The sequence below is a fragment of the Oscillatoria sp. FACHB-1406 genome (assembly GCF_014698145.1).
Taxonomy (GTDB): domain Bacteria; phylum Cyanobacteriota; class Cyanobacteriia; order Cyanobacteriales; family Spirulinaceae; genus FACHB-1406.
This window is the reverse complement of sequence record NZ_JACJSM010000014.1, coordinates 76,907-98,405: the sequence shown is the minus strand read 5'-3', so window position 1 is coordinate 98,405 and position 21,499 is coordinate 76,907. Positions and strand designations below refer to the sequence as shown.

Below are 21,499 nucleotides of genomic sequence, written 5' to 3'. Positions count from 1 at the left end.
CGCGATCGCACTCATTACCGAGTCAGAAGTGTTAGCATACAGCTAGGTATGAAATTGTTGTGAAAGAGGACGATATCGGTCTTACGAGTCGCCCTTTTTAAATCTTTTTTTATTCAGGGTATCTTTACACCCATCCCAAAATTTAGTAATTAGAGGGGATTTTAATGATGATGCTCCCAATTTTACCACTGCTTCTTCTAGGCACGGCAATTTATAGCATTTTTTTATATCAAAAAGGATCGGGTGAGTTACTGCGCGTTCTAGCGGCGGTTACGGCAATCGTTTGCCTGATTTGGGGATTCGCGATCGCTCACTGGTCGATTCTTCTCCTCGGTCTGGTTCTGTTGCTTCCCTCTAAGCGACAGTCCGTAGATTTGGAAAGTTCCAGTTTATGCTTGTGCGACGAATAAATTTTCCATAAAAAAACTCCAGCAACGCGGTAAAGTAAGGAAAAATGGAGTTCGCTAAACAAATTGTTAGGAACAAAATGTCCGAATTTACAGATTTTCTTAAGCACAAATTTGCCTACGTTGCGATCGGAGAATTCAAACCCGGTAAGTTTACAGAAGCCGAACAGTTGTTTGTCAAAGCCGTCTCGACTTACAAACAGGGCTTCAAAGGGGCGTACCTTCTCCAGGAACCAAACAGCGATCGCGGCATCGCTGTCATTTTTTGGGAAAACATCGGGGATATGGATGAGAATCACAACGAAGTTTGCGATGCCATCCTCCAAGAAATGTCTCATTTATTTCTCGCACCGCCTACGACTTCATTCTATGAAGTTTGTAGTGAAATTTCCGAAATTCCAGTCAACTTTTGAATTGATTGAATCGATTTTCCTTTCAAAATTAGGGTGCTTTCCTACTCATCAATAACCAAAAACTCCAGAACTCCATTTATCCCCCTGCATTTTCTGCAAGGGGATTTTTATTGTTAATGAAAAAATCGGAGAATATCCGAGCCGACAATTTCTCAGCATTAATGGGCTTGAGCTTTGCGGCGCTTCAACCTACAATTTTATTCACTCTTCTCACTAACTTCGCGATAAACTCGCTCGGCTTGCTGAAACAAGGGGTTGCTGCCTTCAATATGCGTTTGACACGATCGCAACACTTCAACGCGATCGCCGCTGCGAAAAGTATAAACCGTTTCCGGCCCGTCATAAGCAAGCGGACAAGTGCCGGTAAATGGGCGTGCTTTAATCGCCTCAAAATTCACATTCGCCATGCGTTGTTGAAAGCGTCGAACTTCACCGCGAGACAATCTACCCGTGCGTTGTTTTGGAGAACTATCTGCATAGCGATAAGTTCCATTACTCAGCACTGCCACTTCCGAAAAACAGCCCATCGCAGCACACATCCCCCCTTCTCTACGAATTGACAGGAGAAAATTCGGGGCGGTTGGCGATAAACCGAGTGACGGGCGATTTTGAGCTAGGGCTGTTTTAGCGATCGCAACTCCCGTTAAACTCAGAGAAAGAAGCGCGGCAATCGGTACGAAACGTTGAATATTTTTCATGTTGGAGTTTTGGGTGAAAAAGAATAAAAATTAAGGCACGGGATGCCAAGTTCCAGTTCGGATAAATTCGATGCGATCGCCGAATAAATCGACGTTGTAATGCCAAGACTGATTCGGTAAAGAACCGCCGCCCATCGCCGTCACAACCCAGCCCGCCCGCACGTTCTGGCGACAGCTTAAATCGGAGGTTTTAGCATTCAAGCAACCATTGAAAAATTGGGGCGAAACTTGACGAATGCTGACATTCTCGACGGTAGTGGGGTCTCGCTGCGCCATATCTTCTTTAATGCGCGCGATCGCATTTTCTGGAAAACTCTGCATTCCATCCGGTGCAACCGCCGTGCTGCCTTCTTGCAAATAATAAACATAACGCATCGGCCCCGATCGCACCTTAATTTGCCAACCCGATTGCGTAAAATCGGGACAAGCGCCCATTTCCGGCGGCGTAGGGCCTTCCCCTTGCCCTCCCCGGCACCAATTCCAAGCCGTCGCCTTAATACCCTCAACGCTCAAATTCGCCGTTAAAACGCCGTCTCGGTCGGCAACATCGCGCAACACTGCATTTTTCAATGCGATCGGCAATCCAGCTTCGCTTCGCTGCATTTCTAGCCCGCGCTTCATTTCATTCCCCTGTAAATCGAGGTGAAACATCCGCCCGTAGCTATCGACAACGCGCCAGCCAAGTTTATGTCCCGGCAAGCAATCCGCCTTCGTCTGACAAGCCCCAAAGGTGAGTTCGGCGGCGGTCACTTGCAAGTTTTCGGGGGCAAGATTGAGGCGTTTCGCGATCGCACCTTTAACCGTCGCATTTAGGCTATCCAAACCGTCAAACAAAAATGTCCCGTCGGTTTGACTGGCGTAGTACGTCCAAATTTCCCCTTTTGCTTGGGTTTCCCCCGGAACTTCGAGCTTGACTTTCCAGCCAGAATGTGTTATAGGTTGGCAGTTACCCCCGTATCCCGGCGCTCCCGGCGTGGGGAGACATCCTTCCCAGGTTGCGGGTTCGCGGTGTTTGATGACAGGGCGAAATGCCGGTTCTTCGGGCAACCCTAAACGATTTCTCAAGTCTTCAATAATTGCCGTTTCCATCGTTTTGGGCAGGTTATTGGCGCGAGTTGAGATTCGAGGGAAGGATTGAGAGAAAAGGGGTTGTGTTGCGGTGCAGTTCGCTGCAATCCCTCCGAGGAGAACGGTTGCAATGAGGGCTGCGATCGGTGCAGAATACTTCATGGGCTTTTCGGGTCAAGCAATTTCAAGGTTGCTTCACCCTTTTTAACCTTCTCGCTAGGCTGCCTGTTGTGGCGTTACAAAAACTGATACGCAGTATCTCTCCACATCCTTTCAATTCTCAGATAATAAACCCGATCGCGCTAGAACTTTATCCGACCAATTTTTAGCCCGATCGGCAACATTGCGGCGTTTTTCTTCGTCTCCCCAAATCTTGTCCCAGGAATATTGCCAGCAAGCTAACTGAACTTGCAATTCTACTAACTCTGCGGCTACGTCGATTTCTGCTTCAGCCGCCGTCCATTCAATAAACCATTGACTCTCCCGAAACAAATCTTTAACAACATCGCTATTATTATCTTTTTGACATCGCGACCTTATGCGAGATAAATTCGATGCTAAATTCCCCAAGCGAATGGAGAGATTGTCTCGTAAATATCGTTTTTTCAAAGAACTCCAATCTTTCATCGCTGCTAAAACAACTGGTAAATAATTTCAGAAATCTTTTCTTTTATAATTAGAGATTGAATCTCAAACCAGTATGTTAATTTTAAAACGACCGAAGCGCCTCCAACAAGGCTTCGCCCATCCCTTGACAGCCCACCGCTTTCATACCCTCAGACATGATATCGCCCGTGCGATAACCTTGCTCCAAAACCTGCAAAACGGCTTGCTCGATTTTGTCCGCGCCTTCGGGACAATCCAACCCATACCGCAACATCATCGCAGCGCTCAGCACTTGCGCCAAGGGATTAGCTTTATCTTGTCCGGCGATGTCGGGGGCGGAACCGTGGACGGGTTCAAACAAGCCGGGGCCGTCTGCACCTAAACTAGCAGAAGGGAGCATCCCGATACTGCCGGTAAGCATAGCAGCTTCGTCGGAGAGGATATCGCCGAATAAGTTCCCGGTGACGATGGTATCGAATTGTTTGGGGGCGCGCACTAACTGCATAGCGGCGTTATCGACGTAGAGGTGCGAGAGTTCGACATCGGGGTATTGTGCGGCCATGAGGGTGACGCGATCGCGCCATAATTGAGAGACATCCAGTACGTTCGCCTTATCCACCGAACAGAGCTTACCGCGTCGTTTTTGCGCCGTCTCGAAGCCGACTTTTGCGATGCGATCGATTTCCCCTTCCAGGTAAGCCATCGTGTTTACGCCGCGTTTTTCCCCCGTTTCCGCCTCAAAAATCCCCTTGGGTTGTCCGAAGTAAATCCCGCCGGTGAGTTCGCGCACCACCATAATATCCACGCCTTCCACGACTTCCCGCTTCAAACTCGAAGCATCGATTAGCTGGGGAAAAATCGTGGCGGGGCGCAAGTTGGCAAATAGCCCCAATCCGGCGCGCAATCCTAATAATCCCGTTTCTGGGCGCTGCTGGCGCGCTAAGTTATCCCATTTATACCCCCCGATCGCGGCCAGCAATACTGCATCGCTCTTGCGGCAGGTTTCTAAAGTTTCTTCCGGCAAAGGGCTGCCCGTCGCATCGATCGCCGCCCCGCCAATCAGCGCTTCGGTAAATTCTAATTGCAGAGCGCACTTCGAGGCAACCTCTCGCAGCACTTCTACCGCTACAGCCATAATTTCCGGGCCGATTCCATCTCCGGGCAGTAAGGTAATGCGGTGGTGCTGGGTCATAAGTCTCCTCAAAAAACTTTATAGTTGCGATCGGTAATCGATCGTACCAGATAATCGGGGACAGGTATTAAGCTTTCGGGAAACGTTGCCCAGTTAGGAGGTATAATTAAATTCTTAAATATTGCTCATATTCATTTTGTAAAAAAATGGAGACGGTGTATAATGGAACCTCTTTCGATTATCCTTGCAGCCCTAGCTACGGCTGCAACTAAAATCGCGGCAAGTAAAGCGGCAGAAACAGCTACCAATTTATTTATACCTGATGCTTACAACGGCTTAAAAAATCTAATAAAGCAAAAATTCGAGGCTAAGGGAAAATCGAATTCATCAGCGATTCTGGACAAGTATGAAGAGAAGCCCGAAAAGACCAAAGCTCTATTAGAAGATGAATTAAAAGAGGCGGGGATAGATCGCGATGATGAAATCATTAAAGCCGCTCGAGAACTTTTGGAACAACTTAACCCTCAAGAAGCCAACGACGGAAAGTTTAACGTGCACATTTCAGGCGGGACAGTGCAGGGTTTAACCCAGCAAAATCTCGGCAACATTAATCAAAATTTTAGTTAATTGAGACAAGATTGAGGGCTAAATAATGACTTCTGAATATCTTTCCAGTTCTGTCGAGATTTCGGGAGGGACAGTTCAGGGTTTTATCCAAGAAAATCACGGAACAGTCACTCAAAACTTTATCTATCAAGTCTCAGAATTACTCAGTAGCCCAGCAACGAGTACCGAGCTACCATTAACACAAACGGAATACCGCCAAAGAAAAGTCTTGCTTGGTAAAGTCAAAGAATATTGGATTGAAGGAGTTTTAAACAATTTATTGCAGACCCAAGCAACAATCGAACTCAGTCTAGAAAAGCGATTAGATGCTGTAGAACGTCCCTTCACTCCCTTTGATGCGATAGCCGAAGAATCCCGGCAGATTCTACCAGCCGGAACAAGCGCAACTGAATTTTTCCAAAGCATAGGAGAAGGACGAACTCTATTGATTTTAGGAGAACCCGGTGCGGGGAAAACAATTACCCTCTTAAAACTGACGCAGAATTTAATTGCTAGTGCTGAAGAAAATTTGAGTCGGCTGATTCCAGTAGTCTTAAACTTATCCTCTTGGGGGAATAAAAAACAAACAATTGCAGAGTGGCTAATTGAGGAACTTTACAGTAAATATCAGGTGTCTAAAAGTCTGGGTAAAAAGGCAATCGAACAGCAACAACTGCTGTTATTGCTGGACGGCTTGGATGAAGTAAATGCCGATCTTCGTGAAGCTTGCGTTCAAGCCATTAACCAGTTCATGCAAGAACACGGACAAACTGAAATGGTTGTCACAAGCCGTATCGCAGACTACGAATCTCTATCAAATCGTCTGCAATTACTAGGGGCAATTTTTATTCGTTCTCTGACTCCAGAGCAGATAGAGAGCTATTTGGAGAGCGCGGGCGAGCAATTAAAAGCAGTCAAAACTTTACTTAAAGAAGATACTGTTCTGCAAGAGTTAGCTAAGTCGCCGCTAACACTTAGCGTGATGACCTTAGCTTATCAAGGAAAAAATGTTGAAGAACTCCGACAGATAGGTGCGCTCCAAGAACGTCGTCAAAACCTGTTTGAGGCTTATATCAAGCGGATGTTTCAGCAGGAAAGAATTGGTAAATCCAGCCAATACAACCCTCCCTATCAGCATCAGCAAACTACATTGTGGCTGAATTGGTTAGCACAACGGATGTCTCAAGCGTCTCAAACAATTTTTCTAATCGAGCAAATGCAGCCTACTTGGTTGCAAAGTTGGCTACACAAAATTGTTTATAAAATAGGAAGCTCGCTCTTTTTTGTATTCTCTTCATTATTGTTTTCGGTAATTCTTGCTCTTTTTTTTAGCGGGTTAACTTATCCCTTTTTGTTTTTATCAAAATACCCGATAAAATTCAGTGAGATACTGAAAATGGGACTGCTAAAAGGACTTAACCAAGGAATAATTATTGGTGGAGTTTATGGATTATATATTTTATTGAGTAATGGAGAAATTCAGCTTATTGAAAGCCTCCAATGGTCTTGGAAAGAAGCGAAAAAAAGTCTCCCTAGGGGCATAATTTTGTCTTTACTAATAGGAATAATAATTGGGCTAGTTTTTGGGGTTAGTTACGAGTTAATAGTTTCGCAAGTCGGCGATATTGTAGCTTTGCCTAAATCAGTCCCTATGCCAAGCTTGATGGCGGGGTTGTATGGAGGATTATTGCATGGGGTGAGTGCAGGAATCATTTATTGCCTGAGTCAAGGATTTAAAGGAGCAAAAATAGAAGCCAAAACGTTTCCCAATCAAGGAATTTGGGAATCTGCTAAGAGCGCTGTATTTTTGGGATTAATAGGAAGTGTAATAACTGCCATTGTTTCAGCACTCTTCGCCTTGGTTTTTACAGTTATTATTGCACTCCAGCAAAACATAGTAGCTAATTTAATAGGAGCTTTAATAGGAGGGGGTGTTTATGGGCTATTTCTCGGGCTGATTTTTGGAGGAATTACTGCCTGCATTCAACACTTCACCTTGCGTATTATCCTTTACTTCAACAATTCTATTACCTGGAACTATGCCCATTTTCTCGACTATGCTGCCGATCGTATTTTTCTACAAAAGGTAGGGGGCAGCTATATTTTTATCCATCGAATGTTAATGGAACATTTCGCTAGCAATCTTGGAACCTACAGCAAGTCTCAAAAAACGGTGAGATGAAAATATTAGCGGTTCTCTCTTGCACGAGGTACAGCTTAAGCCTCAAGTTCTCCTTTTTATTCTGATGCTCTCTAACTTGCTGTCGAACTCTCTTTTGGATATTTGTACAAAAAATTTTCGCTGACCTCTTGACAGGCTTGTATTACAAATACTACAATTAGTTTATTGAAGATTGCAGAGGTGAAAAATGGTTCACGTTCGTTTTGAAGGGCGTTCCTACGATATTGCCGAAAACGCGATCGGACTGACAACTGCAATGAGCGACGAGCGCATCAAAGAACGCCTCGCCCAATACTTCGACGTTGATAATAATCGCTTTTCCCACTATGTCGTCGATCGCAGACCTAGCGGCGATACAATTATTCGTCCCGAAGCCGTTTATGGCTGAATAAAATTATTAACAAATCCCGCGCCCGAACTAGCGAAGCATACACCCATCCGGTCTACGAAACCGAAGGTTGTAGGTTCGAGTCCTACCGTCTCCGTACTTGGAGGCGTAGCTCAAATGGAAGAGCATCAAGTGAAATTGCTTTACTCACTCGCGCGGGAATTCCAAAACTTAAAATAACCTTCGCACCCCGACCGAATAAAGCTTACATTCATATAGAGCAATGGTAGCTCGCTCGATTCAGGTTCGAGAAGTAGCAGGTTCGATTCCTGCTATGACCAAAACAATAGCTTTTTTAACTCGTGCGAAGCCAACATTTTTTAACCTCTTTCTCCCGCGCCCCAATGGGCGAAGCTTACATACTTTATTCCAATCCATCGGTCGTAGGTTCGAGTCCTACCAATCGCGTTTTATTGCGATTGTAGCTCAGTTAGGTAGAGCAGTGGGTATAAGTAAGACCCTGGCTTTGTACGACTTGCGCGGGAGTCATAAATAGTCCATAATTTTCGCTCCAACTTTCGCACCCCAACCGATAAAGCTTACATACTGAATAACGGCTCTAAGGTAGCAAAATGCGAGCGATCGCACGAGCGAAATCCTTTCAATTCTCTCGTTAGAAGCGAAAGGCGCGCCCAGTGCCAAGATATCCTTGGTATACGGCAGCCGAAATGTAATGCAATCGCTTTTTCAACTCGTGCGAAGTTGTTGCCTTCCCCGATAAACAAAATACGGCATAATTAAAGAGCAGAACTGCCGGGAAAAACGCTTATGGTTTACACTCCTCCTCAATTCCTGCCCAGCAGCGAAGAACTGCCCTGCTCGGACGATACGCCGGTGGATAACGAGAATCAAAACTATATTCCCAATATTTTGCTGTTTCTGCTCGATTTTCTGTGGGCAGACCGTCAAGATTGGTACTTCGGTGCGGATATGGCAATTTACCATACGACTGGCGTGAGTCATCAGAAAAATGGGTTTGAAACTCCGTGCTTCACTTCGACAAGCGTTCGACTGAGCGCTCACGCCGAAGTCTCAGTGACCACTAGCACGGCTTTACATTAATTTTTGGTAGAATCGTGTTGGTCAATGACCCACCCGCGACGATGGAGACATAAACCCTAACACCAAAGCTTGCGAAACTTCGCAACGGGGAAGAAAAATCGGTAGACCGGGAAAAGAGGACGGGGCAATGGGTAGAGCTATCCCTCGAATCAACCCAAAACATAGAAATTCTTTTCGGAATTTCGACACATGAGAACCGCTGGGCTAGCGGGGATAGTCTGTGGAGCGAACGTAAGACCATAAAACTCCTTGCGGGTGGAGGCAGTTGCAATGAAGCAGAAACCTGAATCGTAGCGTCCTCGTTTTTGAGGAGAACTCAAAAACATGGATGGGCGCGTGAGGTTTAGGAATCACCGCACTTTTAGGGCGGTGAGGATGTCAATTAGTCCCCATCGTCCCCGATGGTTTCTTGAGTTTGGGGGTAGAACGGCACAAAAATGGCGGTTCGCGTCCCAGTTACCCAGTTTGGGAGGAAAACGGAGTCGTCCCAATTTTGGCGTTGGAAGTTGTTTCTTGGACTCCGGGGGAAGAGTACAACGCAAAAGCGGAACAATACGCGGCGTTGGGGGTGCTGTACTATGTCGTTTATAATCCGCAATTTTGGCAGCGCGATCGCCATCTGCCATTTGAGGTGTATCGTTTAAGGAACGGTCGTTACGAGTTACAAATTGGCGAGCCGTATTGGATGCCAGAAATTGGTTTGGGAATCGGTCGTTACGTCGAGCCAAACAGTCCGATTCAACGAGAACTGTTAGGATGGTTTGACGAGAAGGGACAACGCTACCAGCGCCCGGAAGAGTTGTTGCTTTCTGCCAGACAAGAAGCCGAACGGGAACGAGAACGAGCCGAACAAATCAAACAAGGCGCGATCGCGCAATTGTTAAACTTAGGGCTGACTCGCGAGCAAGTTGCTGAAACCTTGGGTTTATCGCCGGATGAATTGTGAAAAAATGGCACTGAATCAACCCAGAACATTAATCGTGATGTTAGGTTTTGCGGACTTAAACCGTACAGACTTTATACTTATTTCAGTGCCATTCGTTGGCTGAGGTTTGCCGCTCAAAGAGCAACGCGCAAGGGCGTGCGATTGGCTCGGACTTCAAGCTCGATGGGAGCTAAGAGCGAGTGTCCGGTCATTTCCTTCGGTTGCTGTAAGTTGAGAATATCTAAGATAGTCGGGGCGAGATCGCACAAACGTCCGTCATCTCGCAGTTGAACTTCAGTACCGTAGCCAGGAATTTTCCGCCCTTCCCCTTCAACGAGAATCAAAGGAACGAGATTGGTGGTGTGCGCAGTCCAAGGGTTGCCTTCTTCGTCGCGCATATATTCCGCGTTGCCGTGATCGGCGGTAATCAGCACGGTTGCGCCCATCCGACTGGCGCTTTCGAGCAATTTGCCCAAACAGCGATCGACCGTTTCGATCGCGCGAATCGCTGCATCGAGTTTGCCGGTATGCCCCACCATATCGGGGTTAGCGTAGTTAACGACAACGAAAGAATAAATTCCTTTGTCGATCGCGCCGCAAACCGCCTGCGTCACCTTATCGGCAGACATAGCGGGCGCTTTGTCGTAAGTTGCAACCATCGGACTGGGGATCAATTCTCGATCTTCTCCGGGGAACGGTTCTTCTAAACCGCCGTTGAAAAAGTAGGTGACGTGGGGATATTTCTCCGTCTCTGCCGTCCGAAACTGCCGCAGCCCGTGCTGGGCAATAATTTCGCCGAGAATGTTGGTTAAACTTTGGGGCGGGAAGGCGACGGGGATCGAGAGAGAGGCATCGTATTGGGTGAAGGTAACGAATTCGAGGGGATGAATGAATTTTCGCTCGAAACCGTTGAAATCCGGCTTGACAAAAGCTGCGGTCAGTTGTCTGGAGCGATCGGGGCGGAAGTTAAAAAAGATTACGCCATCGCCGGGGGCAATTGCGCCGGGAGCGATCCGCGTCGGTTCGATAAATTCATCGGTAATCTCGCGTTCGTAAGAATCTTTTAAGACTTGCACGGCGCTGCGTCCATCGCCCACGCCATCGGTCGTCATCACCTCGTAGGCTTTTTGCACGCGATCCCAGCGGCGATCGCGATCCATTGCATAGTAACGACCGCTAATCGTAGCAATGCGTCCGATCCCAATCTTGGCCATATGGTCTTCGATCGCTTGTAGCGCATCGATCCCATCAGTAGGAGGGGTATCGCGACCGTCGGTGAAAGCGTGAATGCAGACATCGCCAATACCATGTAATTTTGCGAGATCCAGCAAACCTAGCAAATGGAGCGAGTGGGAATGCACCCCGCCTTCCGAACACAACCCCAAAAGGTGGAGCTTGCCCCCCGAGGCGCGCACTTTCTGACAAGTTTGTACGAGAGTAGGATTTTCGAGCAGGGAACCATCTTCCACTGCATCGCTGATGCGGACTAACTCTTGCGGGACAATCCGCCCCGCACCGATATTGAGATGACCCACTTCGGAGTTACCCATTTGACCGATTGGCAATCCCACATCCTTAGCCGAGGCACGGATTAAGGTTCTTGGATAGGCTGCCCAAAGACTGTCCATGACAGGCGTGTTAGCTAGCGCGATCGCATTGGCCTCTGTTGCTTCCCGGTAGCCCCAGCCATCCAGAATCACCAGCACCACCGGAGATACAGGTGCTTGTCTCATAATTCTTACCTTAAGTTATGTAAACGTCGCCGCCTTGATGATACCATTGCTGTCTAGCTCGATCGGCTCCTTTTAGCCTTTTTCTTGAATTTTTTAACAGTATGCTCGACGTTGGAACGTCATGCGCGGTATCAATACCGCCATTCTACCCCACCTTATTTAGGACGATCTCCTTCTAAAGTATCTTTGCGGGTCATAGACATTAGACATCTCCGAAAATCACCTTAAAACCCTTGATAGGCTGTACAAAAATGGGGGTTTCTGGAGATGTCTATTCGCTCGATTGCAACCGTAACGTATTCGCAAGCTTACAAAACCTCACGAGCATCTTGCAATTTGCTTGAATAAAATCTGTGAATTTCGCTGATAGTTATACAGTGACTTTTTGTTATCGGGCAGTTCTTCAATACTTCCCTTGGTGAATTCACGTTCTCGAAACCAGTCGGTGGTTTGAGTTGTCAGTACCAAAAGCTTGGTTTTACCTTGCTTTTGCGCCAACCGAGTAATATGTCCGAGCAGCTTGTCGCCTCGCTTACCGCCGCGATAATCTGGATGAACGGCCAAACAGGCTAGCTCGCCAACTTCAACATTATCGGTATCATACAGGGCCGCACAGGCAATAACTTGGCGATCGCGAGTAATAACGTGGAAGTTCTGAATTTCCATCTCCAGATGTTCGCGAGAGCGTTTAACCAACGTGCCTCCATTTTCTAGGGGGCGAATCACATCTAAGATACTGCTAATATCCTCGACAGTTGCAGCCCGCAGGCACTCGAACTGCTCGGCAGAGATCGTGCTGCCCATGCCATCGCGCGTGTAAAGTTCTACTAACAAAGCACCATCGATCGTCGCATCCAGCAGATGGATCCGCTCGACACCCGCCTCCAGCGCTTCAATAGCAGCAGGAAGGAGAGCGTGCTGATAGGTTTTCGCTTCATCGAGCGTCAGTTCTGGGGGTAAATCTAAGGACTGGTGACTAAAAAAGATTAATTTATCAGCGCTGAGGGCTTTTGCCGCCGCAATTGCAACGTGCTCGTAAAATAAATTGTAAGCTTCTCCAGTCGGAGAATACCCAATCGGCGACAAGAGAACGATGTTATTTGCTTCTAGCTGTTGCCGAATCAAAGCATGATTAATTCTGCGAATCAAACCCGTAAAACCATAGTCAATGCCATCATGGATTCCCATCGGACGGGCCGTCATAAAATTGCCAGAGATAATCCCCAATCCGTCGCTGGAAACTGAAGGTTGATTTAAGATATGAGTCAGAAGATTTTCAATCCGAATCCGGGTAAAACCGATCGCTTCTTGTGCGGCAAGTAAGGCGGGCATATCCGTGACGCGAATACCCTTGTGAAGATGAATCGGCACATTATTGTGGTGAAGGCGCTTGTCAATTTGGGGTCGCGTGCCATGCACCAACACCAGCCTTGCACCCAAGCTAGAGACAATCGCCAGGTCTTGCAAAATTTGCTGAAACTGGCTGCTATTAACAACCTCACCGGCGAACGCAACGACGAAAGTTTTGCCGCGATGAGAGTGAATATAGGGAGCCGCTTCACGAAAAAAAGCAACGCGGTTGCCATCCTTTACCGTTTCCATATCCTCGTTACTTATGATTATGAATTACAAACGACGAATTAATTCGTCGTTTCTGGGACGGGAGCCGTCGGTGAGGGTTGGGTCTTATCTTTGGAATCGATCGACCAGCGCATTAATAAGACTAAAACACCGATTAAAAGTGCTAAAAGCAATCCTTTAATGCCCCAACGCAATCCCTCTAAATAAGCGGGGGATTTTTCGCTGTTCAGTTCCTCTTCAATGTCCAGTTCTGGCATTAAAATTGGCTCGGTTTCTGCCGCTTTTTCTTCGGTTTCGGGCTGTTCGGGGGGCGTTTCAAGGCCGACTTGAATCGGTTCGGAGGCTTCGGTTTTGGGCAGTTCGGCGAGATTAACGAGGACGGACGGTTGAGCGGCAACACTGTAGTGCGCGGCAACGACGGAGATATTATCTCGACCATTTTTTTCGTTGGCGCGACGAATTAGCCCTTCTACGGCTGATTCGAGGGAAATTTGACCGCGAATGACGGGCGGAATATAAGTTTGCCATGCTTCTTCTAGCACGTCGCCATCGCTCATTCCGTCGGAACACAGCAACAATACGCCGTCTTCTTCGATGATGAAACGCTGGAGGGTGGGACGCAGGGATTCGCCGCTGCGGGTTCCGAGGGCTTGGGTTAGGGCTTCTGCACCGGAAATGGTGAGGCTTTCTCGATAGAGTTTGCGCCCTCGGCGGACTTCCCTCGAGGCGATGTCGTCGTCAACGGTGAGTTGCTGGCAGTAGTTGGGCGTAATCCAGTAGGCGCGACTGTCGCCGACATGGGCGATGTAGAGTTCGTGTCCGTTGGCGGGTTCCCCGTTGAAGCAGGCGATTTTTTGGGGGAGTTGTAGCGCCATGACGAGGGTGGTAGCCATGCGCTGGCGGGCTTCGCGTTTCTGTTGGTCGTTGCGCGCGGCGATCGCGTTGTTGGCAATGCGAATTGTAGCAGCAATCTGATCCTGCACCAATCCGGGGGTCATGACTTTGGGATCTTCGTCGAGTTCGGCGAGGAGCGATCGCGCTTGCAACCGGATCGATTGTACGGCGATATGGCTGGCAACTTCGCCGCCTTCGTGTCCGCCAATGCCATCGCAGATGACGAGTAAGTGAGAGGTGAGGCGTTCGGGAACGTTGTGGCTGTCGATGCCGAGATCGGCGCTGGTGGGATAATAACTATCTTCATTGTGGCTGGGAATGCGGCCGCGATCGCTCCCGCCCGCTACGCGCACCCGCAAGGGCTGTTTGGCAGCGCGATCGAGTAAGAGTTCGTTGAGGGCATCGGCAATGCTGTCAAAGGGTACGCCTTCGATCTTTAATCCGGCAATTATTTCCGACAGCAGCGAAGCAATTTCTGGGCGCGCCGAACTGGCGAGGGATTCCCAGCTTTCGCCCAGCGCGGCTAAGGAGACGCGGGAGGAAGCGCCGATAACTGCAACGCCCCCGGCTGAGGAACGCGCCGACTCAAACTCTTCTCGCGCCGCGCGATCGCTAAAAAGTTGTCGCAAGCGCACTCGCCATCCTTCCACGCGCAGATTTTCCGGAATCAGCAAGCTCGAAGTAACTCCCTGTTCGCTCAACGGAGTCCAGAGGTTGAGAATTTGCCACAACCAGTACAATTGCCGCGTTACCGATGCTTGCGCCCACATTTCGCTTAGCATCGGATAAAAGTTCCCTTGGCGATCGATGGGAACGTTACTCAGCAACAATAATTCTTCGCCGTCTATCGGTAATAAACCGTAGACTTCAGGAACGTGCAGGCGTTGGGGAAACAGGTGCAAATAGGGCGCGAGCGAGTTAGGGAGCGGCTCGGGGGTGGGTAGGGCGCGATCGGGGTGCAAATCTTGCCAAATTTGTGGGGCGAGGACTTGGAAGCGATTGCCCACTTGTTGGGGATATAAATGTTTAGCAGCCGTGGGGTTTGGAACCCAAAGATAGTTCATAAAAATTATGAATTATGAATTATGAATTATGAATTGTGAGTAGTTATTTATGAATGATAAATTGTGAGTGGTGAGTTAAGTTAAGGGGCATTTAAATTAGGTAGACTCAATATCCCTCTCCCGATCGCCCCCTCACAGATAGATTCTTTCTAACTTTTTCGGGAATCATTTCTATCCCTCGTGTAGGCTAAGGAGTAAGGAAGTGAAAGTTATGTCCGATCCTACACTACTGTGGGCGCTTGCTGGAGCCATCCTCTGTTTGATGGAACTTTTCTTTCCCACAGCCTTTATTGAATTCATGATGGGGCTGAGCGCCTTTCTCGTTGCTATTGTGTCTTTGCGGTTCCGTTCTTTGACGCTGCAAATCGCTTTGTGGCTGCTTTGTTCCGTCCTGTTCGTCGTTTTGACGCGGCGCTTCCTCTCGCCCAAACCCTCTAACTTAGCCTCTGGGGACGATCGCTGCGGCGAAACCCTCACTGAAATTCCGCCGGGAAAGGCAGGGCGCGTGTTGTATGAGGGGAATTCTTGGCGGGCGAGATGCGGCGATGAGAACTGCGCGATCGCGCCTTCCGAACCCGTCTACATTATCGGACGCGAAGGCAACACTTTAATCGTAATGCCCCAAAATATTTTGAATTCATAACCGCTCAACACTTTTCAAAACTTTATTGCCCCTCAAAGATTATGCAACAATTTCTACTCTTAATCTTCTTAGCCCTAGGCGGTTCTGCCCTTGCAGGTTCCGTCAAAATCGTTAATGAAAAGGATGAATGTCTCGTTGAAAGTTTGGGTAGTTACAATCGCAAACTCGGCCCGGGCTTAAACTTACTCGTCCCCTTCATCGACAAAATCGTTTACAAACAAACCATTCGCGAAAAAGTTCTTGACATTCCCGCTCAAGCGTGTATTACCAAAGATAACGTTGGGATTAGCGTCGATGCGGTGGTTTATTGGCGCATCATGGATATGTACAAAGCCTACTATAAAGTCGAGAATTTGCGCGACGCGATCGTTAACCTCGTTCTGACGCAAATTCGCGCTGAAATGGGCAAACTCGAACTCGATCAAACCTTCACCGCCCGCAGCGAAATCAACGAAATTCTCCTGCGCGAACTCGATTTAGCAACCGATCCTTGGGGGGTAAAAGTGACGCGGGTTGAGTTGCGCGATATTATTCCTTCTAAAGCGGTTCAGGATTCGATGGAATTGCAAATGGCCGCCGAACGCAGAAAGCGCGCCGCCATCCTTACCTCAGAAGGCGAACGCGAATCCGCCGTCAACTCTGCTAAGGGGAAAGCCGAAGCGCAAGTCCTGCAAGCCGAATCCGCTAAAAAAGCCGCTATCCTTAAAGCGGAAGCCGACGCACAGCAGGAAGTCCTGCGAGCGCAAGCCACCGCCCGCGCGCTGGATCTCGTCACTGAAAAACTGAGAACCGATCCTAAAGCTAGAGAAGCATTACAGTTTCTGTTAGCGCAAAACTATCTAGAAATGGGCAAAACTATCGGCAGTAGCGGCAGCAGTAAGGTCATGTTTATGGATCCGCGCAACATGATGTCTACCCTGGAAGGCGTGCAAGCAGTGGTCGGTGGAAAAATCGGAGAAAATGGGGTTTCTTCGGTTTCCCCGCCGCAGGATCGCTTGCATCAAGCAGTTGACAACTCCCCGTCCTAAAGGAGCGGGGATTCTCGCATCATAGGGAGACTCTAGAAGGGGCATAGACCCCAACCCCGATATCTTTCCCCTCAACGAGCGTTGATGCGATCCGCCCGACCGCATTTAATCCTCTTTCTTTCACCACTTGCGCGGCTGCCACATCTCGATTTGTGGTATAGCCGCAACTGTTGCAATGATGGACTCTTTGAGCTAATACCATTTCCTACAAGTTTTGCACTAAATTTGTCGCCGTAGGGGCATAACACTGTTATGCCCTCTTGGGTAATCGTGCAAAATCAATGAGAATTCGATGCAGTTTCACTGAGTTCAAATAATTCGCAATTCGTAACGATCGCCCCAACTAAAGGTAAAGGCTTATTCCCTCAAGGAATTGAAGCATTAATTCTGAATTACGAATTACAAATTATTTGGTAACTCAATACGGTATTCTGCAATAACATAGCCACGGTCATCGGCCCGACTCCGCCGGGAACGGGCGCGATCGCGCTTGCCACCTCTTTGACGGCTTGAAAGTCTACATCCCCCACCAAGCGCGCTTTTCCCGATGCGTCTTCAATACGGTTAATGCCGACATCCACCACCACTGCGCCCGGTTTAACCATCTCTGCGGTAATCAGTCCCGGTTTGCCCACCGCTGGGATGAGGATATCGGCGCTGCGGGTAATGGCGGCTAAGTCGTGGGAACGGGAATGGGCGACGGTGACGGTAGCATCTTCAGCCAGCAGCATCATCGCCAGCGGTTTTCCGACTAAAATACTGCGTCCGACGACGACAGCTTGTTTGCCAGCCACTTCGATGCGATCTTCCTTTAACATTCGCATTACGCCCGCTGGGGTGCAACTGCGAAGTCCGGGTTCGCCGCGCAGCAAGCGTCCGAGGTTAACGGGGTGCAAGCCATCTGCATCTTTGTGGGGCGCGATCGCGTTGAGAAGCGCTACGGAGTCGAGATGAGCGGGTAGCGGTAATTGAACGAGAATACCATCAATGCGTTCGTCTTGGTTGCAGGCGGCGATCGCGTCTTCCAATTCCTCCTGCGTCGTCTCGGTGGGGAAATGCCGCCCGAAGGAAGCAATTCCCACTTTCGTGCAGGCGCGTTCTTTGTTGCGAACGTAAGCAGCGCTAGCCGGGTTATCGCCCGCCATGAGTACCGCAAGTCCCGGCGGACGGCCAATTTGGGGTTGCAGGGCGGCGATGCGATCGCGTAATTCTTGGTGGATTTTTTCAGCGAGGGCTTTTCCGTCTAAAATTCGAGCGGGCATTGAGCGTTTTTGGGGGTTACTAATTCGGGAATTTAGCGCGAGTGCGCTTGCGCGTCGAACATAGCTTAGTGTATCTCTCCGAGCAAATCTTCAGATCTCAAAAATATTTCACGAGTCGTTTGAGAGTGCGATCGCGGATAGCAGTCCTGGCGAGTTATCCTACAGATTAGAAACAGCGCGATCTGAGGGTGTTAAAGATGATGAGATTATGGCGGTTGAGTTGGCAGTCCGTTCTGCGTCTGAGTCAGGAACATCCCCCGCGTTTTGTCGAATCCTTTATGCTTTTTTTAGCCAGCGCCCTACTTTTAGTTTTAGCTTTGATTTGGCACAGTTGGCAGCAGTGGCCTTATATTGTGTTGAGTTTGAGCTATAGCATCGGCGCTTCAATCTCTTTAGTCGTGCGGGAAATTTGGATTGAGTCGTCGTCGCCTCGCTTAACGCCGGTTGCCCTCATCGCCTTGCTTTTCTTGCTGATTCTGATGAGTGGTTTGGGCTATACGGTTCGGCACGCGATCGCGCTTCATGCTTAGAATAATGAATAATGAATGGTAAATGATAGAATTCCTCGGTCGTTCCTGTAATGCAAGACCTCTCTAAAGAAATTACCGCTCAACTCGATCGCTTGCGTCAGTTAACCCAAACCGACGTACAAAATTCTTGGTATTGTTCCTTCCAAGATTTCGCGATCGCGGAACGCAGTTGTCCCCCCATTCAACCCGAAACTTGGCAAACTGTTACCCTCAATCCTAAAGATTATATCGTCTGGGAAGCTGGGAAAAAAGTTTGTTGGCTGGCGCAACGCTTCGTTATTCCCCACGATTTACAAAGGTATCCAATAACCGGATTTTCCCTGCGTTTGAGCTTGGTTTGGTGGGCAGAGAATGTCAAAATCTTCGTTAACGGTCAATTCGTTCAAGAAGGCGATCTCTTTGAATCTTCGGTCAGAATTTTATTAACACCATCTGCAATCCCCGGTGAAGAATTTATCGTTGCTCTGCGCTTAATTAGCCCCGGTCACGATATCGGAGGGTTGATGAAATCGACGCTCATCTATGAAGTTCCGGATTATCCGATAAACCCAAATAACCCTCGCCTCGATCCAACTTTTATTGCAGACGAACTCACAGTTTTACATCAATACTGGCAAAGGTTTCAACCGGAAAACTTACCGATTCTTGCTACTTCCTTAAAGCCAATCGACGTTACAAAAACTAGCAATAGACCCGAATTCAATGCCTCTCTCGATCGCCTGCGTCGTACCTTACAACCCCACGCCGCCAGCCTCAAAGAACGCTGCATCAAAATACTCTCTCACGCCCATCTAGATTTAGCCTGGTTGTGGGAGCTTGAAGAAACTTGGGACGTTTCCCAGCGCACCTTTGAGTCAGTTTTGAACTTACAAAAAGACTTCCCAGACCTTACCTTTTGCCATACTAGCCCCGCGCTATATGAATGGGTCGAAAACAATCGTCCGCAACTTTTTGAAGCTATTCAAGCCGCTGTTAGAAACGAATCCTGGAATGTTTTGGGCGGGATGTGGGTCGAGCCGGAAATGAATTTAATTTCGGGGGAATCGATCGCGCGCCAACTGCTCTACGGACAGCGTTACACCCGAGAGAAATTCGGTAAAATAGCGGCGGTGGCGTGGCTGACGGATAGTTTTGGATTTTGTTGGCAATTGCCGCAATTTTTGCAGCAGGCGGGAATTGAATATTTTGTAACGCAAAAACTGCATTGGAACGACACCACTGAGTTTCCTCACGGGGCGTTTTGGTGGCAGTCGCCGGATGGCAGTCAAATTTTTACGTTGATGTCGCCGCCCAATCGCGAGGGCGTAATGGATACCAATCCGAGGGTAATGAGTGCTTACGCGGCGGGTTGGGAGGCGCAAACGGGATTGCAGGAGAGTTTCTGGTTGCCGGGAGTGGGCGATAAGGGCGGCGGGCCGAGTCGCGATATGCTGGAAGTGCAGCAGCGTTGGCGACATTCTCCGTTTTTCCCGCGTCTTGAATTTACCACCGCAGAAGGCTATTTACAGTCCTGTCGCGAAAAAATTGCCTCGACTGCGCCGGTTTGGAACGATGAATTATATCTAGAATTCCATCGCGGTTGCTATACGACTCATGCCGACCAAAAACGCTACAATCGCCGTTGCGAAGCATTATTATATCGGGCGGAGTTATGGTCAACGCTGGCGGAAATTATCGATCGCGTCGGAGTTAACCAGAAAGCAGAGAAATCCAAGAAAAATGTAGAAGAAAAAGCACTTAATTCTGCCCCTCAAGCTGAGATCGAACGGGCTTGGAAAAAGGTTTTATTCAATCAGTTCCACGATATTTTACCCGGAACCTCGATTCTTGAAGTGTTCGTGCGCGCGAATCGAGATTGGGAAGAAGCGATCGCGATCGCGGAAACGATCTTACAACAAGCTTGGAGGGCGATCGCATCCCGCATTATCCTCCCCCCGCCGCCCCATCCCGACGCTAAACCCCTCCTCGTCTTCAACTCCCTCAACTGGGAACGTTCCCACCTCGTCGAACTGCCAAGCGACGGGACGGACTGGGAAATTTATAACGCCGAAGGGCAGCAACTTCCGGTGCAACGAAGCGAACAGGGAATAATTTTTCTGGCTGAAGAAATTCCCGCGATCGGTTATCGTCTCTTTTGGGGACTGAGTAAGGAGGATAAGAGGGAGATCGCAAGCGAAAACGTTAGTGAATTTATCCTCGAAAATCAAATCCTAAAAGTCGCTATTAATCCCCAAACCGGCGACATCGATCGCATCTTCGACAAAATCCACCAGCGCGAAGTCCTTAACGGGGCGGGCAACCAACTGCAAGCGTTCCAAGATGAGGGACAATATTGGGATGCGTGGAATATCGACCCCAACTACGCGCAGCATCCCCTACCGCCAGCCCAATTAATCGCGATCGCGTGGCAAGAACGCGGCAACCTTCGCCAACGCCTGCGCGTCATCCGCCAACTCAACCAATCCCAATTCACCCAAGACTACATTCTCGATACGCATTCGCCAGTCCTTAACATTGCCACAACCGTTGATTGGCAAGAACGTCACGTTCTCGTGAAAGCCGCCTTCCCCCTCAACCTCGAAGCAGACTTCGCAACCTTTGAAATTCCCTGCGGTGCGATCGATCGCCCAACCCAACCGCAAACCCCCGCCGAGAAAGCCAAATGGGAAGTTCCGGCGTTGCAATGGGCGGATTTAACTTCACCGGCGGGCTACGGCGCGAGCTTACTCAATGATTGCAAATATGGCTACGACGTGCAACCGCAGCAGTTGCGCCTGACGTTACTGCGGGCTTCCATGTGGCCTCATGCCGATGCCGATCGCGGTTTGCATCAGTTTACTTACGCAGTTTACCCCCATGCGGGTTCTTGGAAAGACGCGCAAACGGTACGTCGCGGCTACGAACTCAATCAACCGTTACAAGTGTTCTTTGGAGTGGGACAAACCGACGATTTAACCGATTTACCGCCCGTCGCGAGTTTACTCGATCTCTCGGCAGAAAACTTGGTATTGATGGCGTTTAAACGGGCGGAAGATTGTCCCGATGCTTATATTTTGCGCTGCTATGAATGTTGCGGTCAAGCGGCAGAAATCGCGATCGCGACTCCCTTCAACTTAACGGTGGATGCCGCCGTCGATTTACTAGAGAGAGAACGCGGCAAAGCTACAACAATTCAGCCGTGGCAAGTCGTCAGCCACAGTTTGACTTTACCTCCTAGCATTAATACCAATTCTCAGTTACAATGCACTAAATTTTTCGTCGTAGGGGCATAACAATG

At 48.8% G+C, this 21,499-nt stretch carries 19 protein-coding genes, 1 tRNA gene and 1 pseudogene; 12 read left to right on the top strand and 9 right to left on the bottom strand.

Going from position 1 to position 21,499, the window contains the following annotated elements; genetic code table 11:
- Positions 1-164 precede the first annotated feature (164 nt).
- Both H6G50_RS14840 and H6G50_RS14835 read left to right on the top strand, forming a co-directional pair.
- Positions 165-410: a hypothetical protein gene (locus H6G50_RS14840; protein WP_242032839.1), complete on the top strand. Its 246-nt coding sequence runs from the start codon at positions 165-167 to the stop codon at positions 408-410.
- A gap of 77 nt (positions 411-487) precedes the next feature.
- Complete coding sequence (locus H6G50_RS14835; RefSeq protein ID WP_190717577.1) at positions 488-820, top strand: antibiotic biosynthesis monooxygenase; 333 nt, start codon at positions 488-490, stop codon at positions 818-820.
- A gap of 197 nt (positions 821-1,017) precedes the next feature.
- Here H6G50_RS14835 and H6G50_RS14830 read toward each other — a convergent pair whose 3' ends face one another.
- The 4 genes from H6G50_RS14830 to leuB all read right to left on the bottom strand — a co-directional run bounded on the left by H6G50_RS14830 (position 1,018) and on the right by leuB (position 4,384).
- Positions 1,018-1,518 carry a hypothetical protein gene (locus H6G50_RS14830; protein ID WP_190717576.1) on the bottom strand — a complete coding sequence of 167 codons (501 nt, stop codon included), beginning with the start codon at positions 1,516-1,518 and terminating at the stop codon, positions 1,018-1,020.
- 30 nt (positions 1,519-1,548) lie between these two features.
- A complete protein-coding gene (locus H6G50_RS14825; RefSeq protein WP_190717574.1) occupies positions 1,549-2,748 on the bottom strand; it encodes a hypothetical protein in 1,200 nt (399 codons plus the stop codon).
- 111 nt (positions 2,749-2,859) lie between these two features.
- Entirely contained in the window at positions 2,860-3,213 is a 354-nt protein-coding gene (locus tag H6G50_RS14820) for a hypothetical protein (protein WP_190717572.1), read from the bottom strand.
- Positions 3,214-3,295: 82 nt separating this feature from the next.
- Positions 3,296-4,384, bottom strand: a complete 1,089-nt coding sequence (gene leuB / locus H6G50_RS14815; protein ID WP_190717571.1) for a 3-isopropylmalate dehydrogenase — start codon at positions 4,382-4,384, stop codon at positions 3,296-3,298.
- A 162-nt stretch (positions 4,385-4,546) separates the two neighbouring features.
- Between leuB and H6G50_RS14810 the strand changes: the two genes are divergently transcribed.
- The 6 genes and pseudogenes from H6G50_RS14810 (at position 4,547) to H6G50_RS14785 (ending at position 9,508) form a co-directional block, all read left to right on the top strand.
- Complete coding sequence (locus H6G50_RS14810; protein WP_190717569.1) at positions 4,547-4,951, top strand: hypothetical protein; 405 nt, start codon at positions 4,547-4,549, stop codon at positions 4,949-4,951.
- 25 nt (positions 4,952-4,976) lie between these two features.
- Positions 4,977-7,112: an NACHT domain-containing protein gene (locus tag H6G50_RS14805; protein WP_190717567.1), complete on the top strand. Its 2,136-nt coding sequence runs from the start codon at positions 4,977-4,979 to the stop codon at positions 7,110-7,112.
- Between the two features lie 187 nt (positions 7,113-7,299).
- The gene (locus H6G50_RS14800; protein WP_190717565.1) at positions 7,300-7,500 is read left to right on the top strand and encodes a hypothetical protein; all 201 of its coding nucleotides are present in this window, start codon (positions 7,300-7,302) and stop codon (positions 7,498-7,500) included.
- A 211-nt stretch (positions 7,501-7,711) separates the two neighbouring features.
- Positions 7,712-7,781 (top strand) — tRNA-Leu (locus H6G50_RS14795).
- A 487-nt stretch (positions 7,782-8,268) separates the two neighbouring features.
- A pseudogene (locus H6G50_RS14790) lies at positions 8,269-8,454 on the top strand (Uma2 family endonuclease); the annotation flags it as partial.
- A gap of 499 nt (positions 8,455-8,953) precedes the next feature.
- On the top strand, positions 8,954-9,508 hold the full coding sequence (locus H6G50_RS14785) for a Uma2 family endonuclease (protein WP_190717648.1): 555 nt from the start codon (positions 8,954-8,956) through the stop codon (positions 9,506-9,508).
- A 113-nt stretch (positions 9,509-9,621) separates the two neighbouring features.
- Here H6G50_RS14785 and gpmI read toward each other — a convergent pair whose 3' ends face one another.
- The 3 genes from gpmI to H6G50_RS14770 all read right to left on the bottom strand — a co-directional run bounded on the left by gpmI (position 9,622) and on the right by H6G50_RS14770 (position 14,759).
- The gene (gpmI, locus tag H6G50_RS14780) at positions 9,622-11,220 is read right to left on the bottom strand and encodes a 2,3-bisphosphoglycerate-independent phosphoglycerate mutase (RefSeq protein ID WP_190717564.1); all 1,599 of its coding nucleotides are present in this window, start codon (positions 11,218-11,220) and stop codon (positions 9,622-9,624) included.
- A 318-nt stretch (positions 11,221-11,538) separates the two neighbouring features.
- Positions 11,539-12,822: an amino-acid N-acetyltransferase gene (gene argA, locus H6G50_RS14775; RefSeq protein ID WP_190717562.1), complete on the bottom strand. Its 1,284-nt coding sequence runs from the start codon at positions 12,820-12,822 to the stop codon at positions 11,539-11,541.
- A gap of 38 nt (positions 12,823-12,860) precedes the next feature.
- Positions 12,861-14,759, bottom strand: coding sequence for a protein phosphatase 2C domain-containing protein (locus tag H6G50_RS14770; RefSeq protein WP_190717560.1), 1,899 nt, complete (start codon positions 14,757-14,759; stop codon positions 12,861-12,863).
- Between the two features lie 211 nt (positions 14,760-14,970).
- Between H6G50_RS14770 and H6G50_RS14765 the strand changes: the two genes are divergently transcribed.
- Positions 14,971-15,402, top strand: coding sequence for an NfeD family protein (locus H6G50_RS14765; RefSeq protein ID WP_190717558.1), 432 nt, complete (start codon positions 14,971-14,973; stop codon positions 15,400-15,402).
- Positions 15,403-15,443: 41 nt separating this feature from the next.
- Positions 15,444-16,430, top strand: a complete 987-nt coding sequence (locus tag H6G50_RS14760; RefSeq protein WP_190717556.1) for an SPFH domain-containing protein — start codon at positions 15,444-15,446, stop codon at positions 16,428-16,430.
- Between the two features lie 19 nt (positions 16,431-16,449).
- Here H6G50_RS14760 and H6G50_RS14755 read toward each other — a convergent pair whose 3' ends face one another.
- Entirely contained in the window at positions 16,450-16,632 is a 183-nt protein-coding gene (locus H6G50_RS14755) for a hypothetical protein (protein WP_242032838.1), read from the bottom strand.
- Positions 16,633-16,822: 190 nt separating this feature from the next.
- Complete coding sequence (folD, locus tag H6G50_RS14750; RefSeq protein ID WP_190717553.1) at positions 16,823-17,692, bottom strand: bifunctional methylenetetrahydrofolate dehydrogenase/methenyltetrahydrofolate cyclohydrolase FolD; 870 nt, start codon at positions 17,690-17,692, stop codon at positions 16,823-16,825.
- A 197-nt stretch (positions 17,693-17,889) separates the two neighbouring features.
- On the opposite strand from folD, the gene H6G50_RS14745 reads away from it, so the two are divergent.
- Both H6G50_RS14745 and H6G50_RS14740 read left to right on the top strand, forming a co-directional pair.
- Complete coding sequence (locus H6G50_RS14745) at positions 17,890-18,222, top strand: hypothetical protein (protein WP_242032837.1); 333 nt, start codon at positions 17,890-17,892, stop codon at positions 18,220-18,222.
- A 50-nt stretch (positions 18,223-18,272) separates the two neighbouring features.
- Positions 18,273-21,494, top strand: coding sequence for an alpha-mannosidase (locus tag H6G50_RS14740; RefSeq protein WP_190717551.1), 3,222 nt, complete (start codon positions 18,273-18,275; stop codon positions 21,492-21,494).
- Positions 21,495-21,499: the final 5 nt, after the last annotated feature.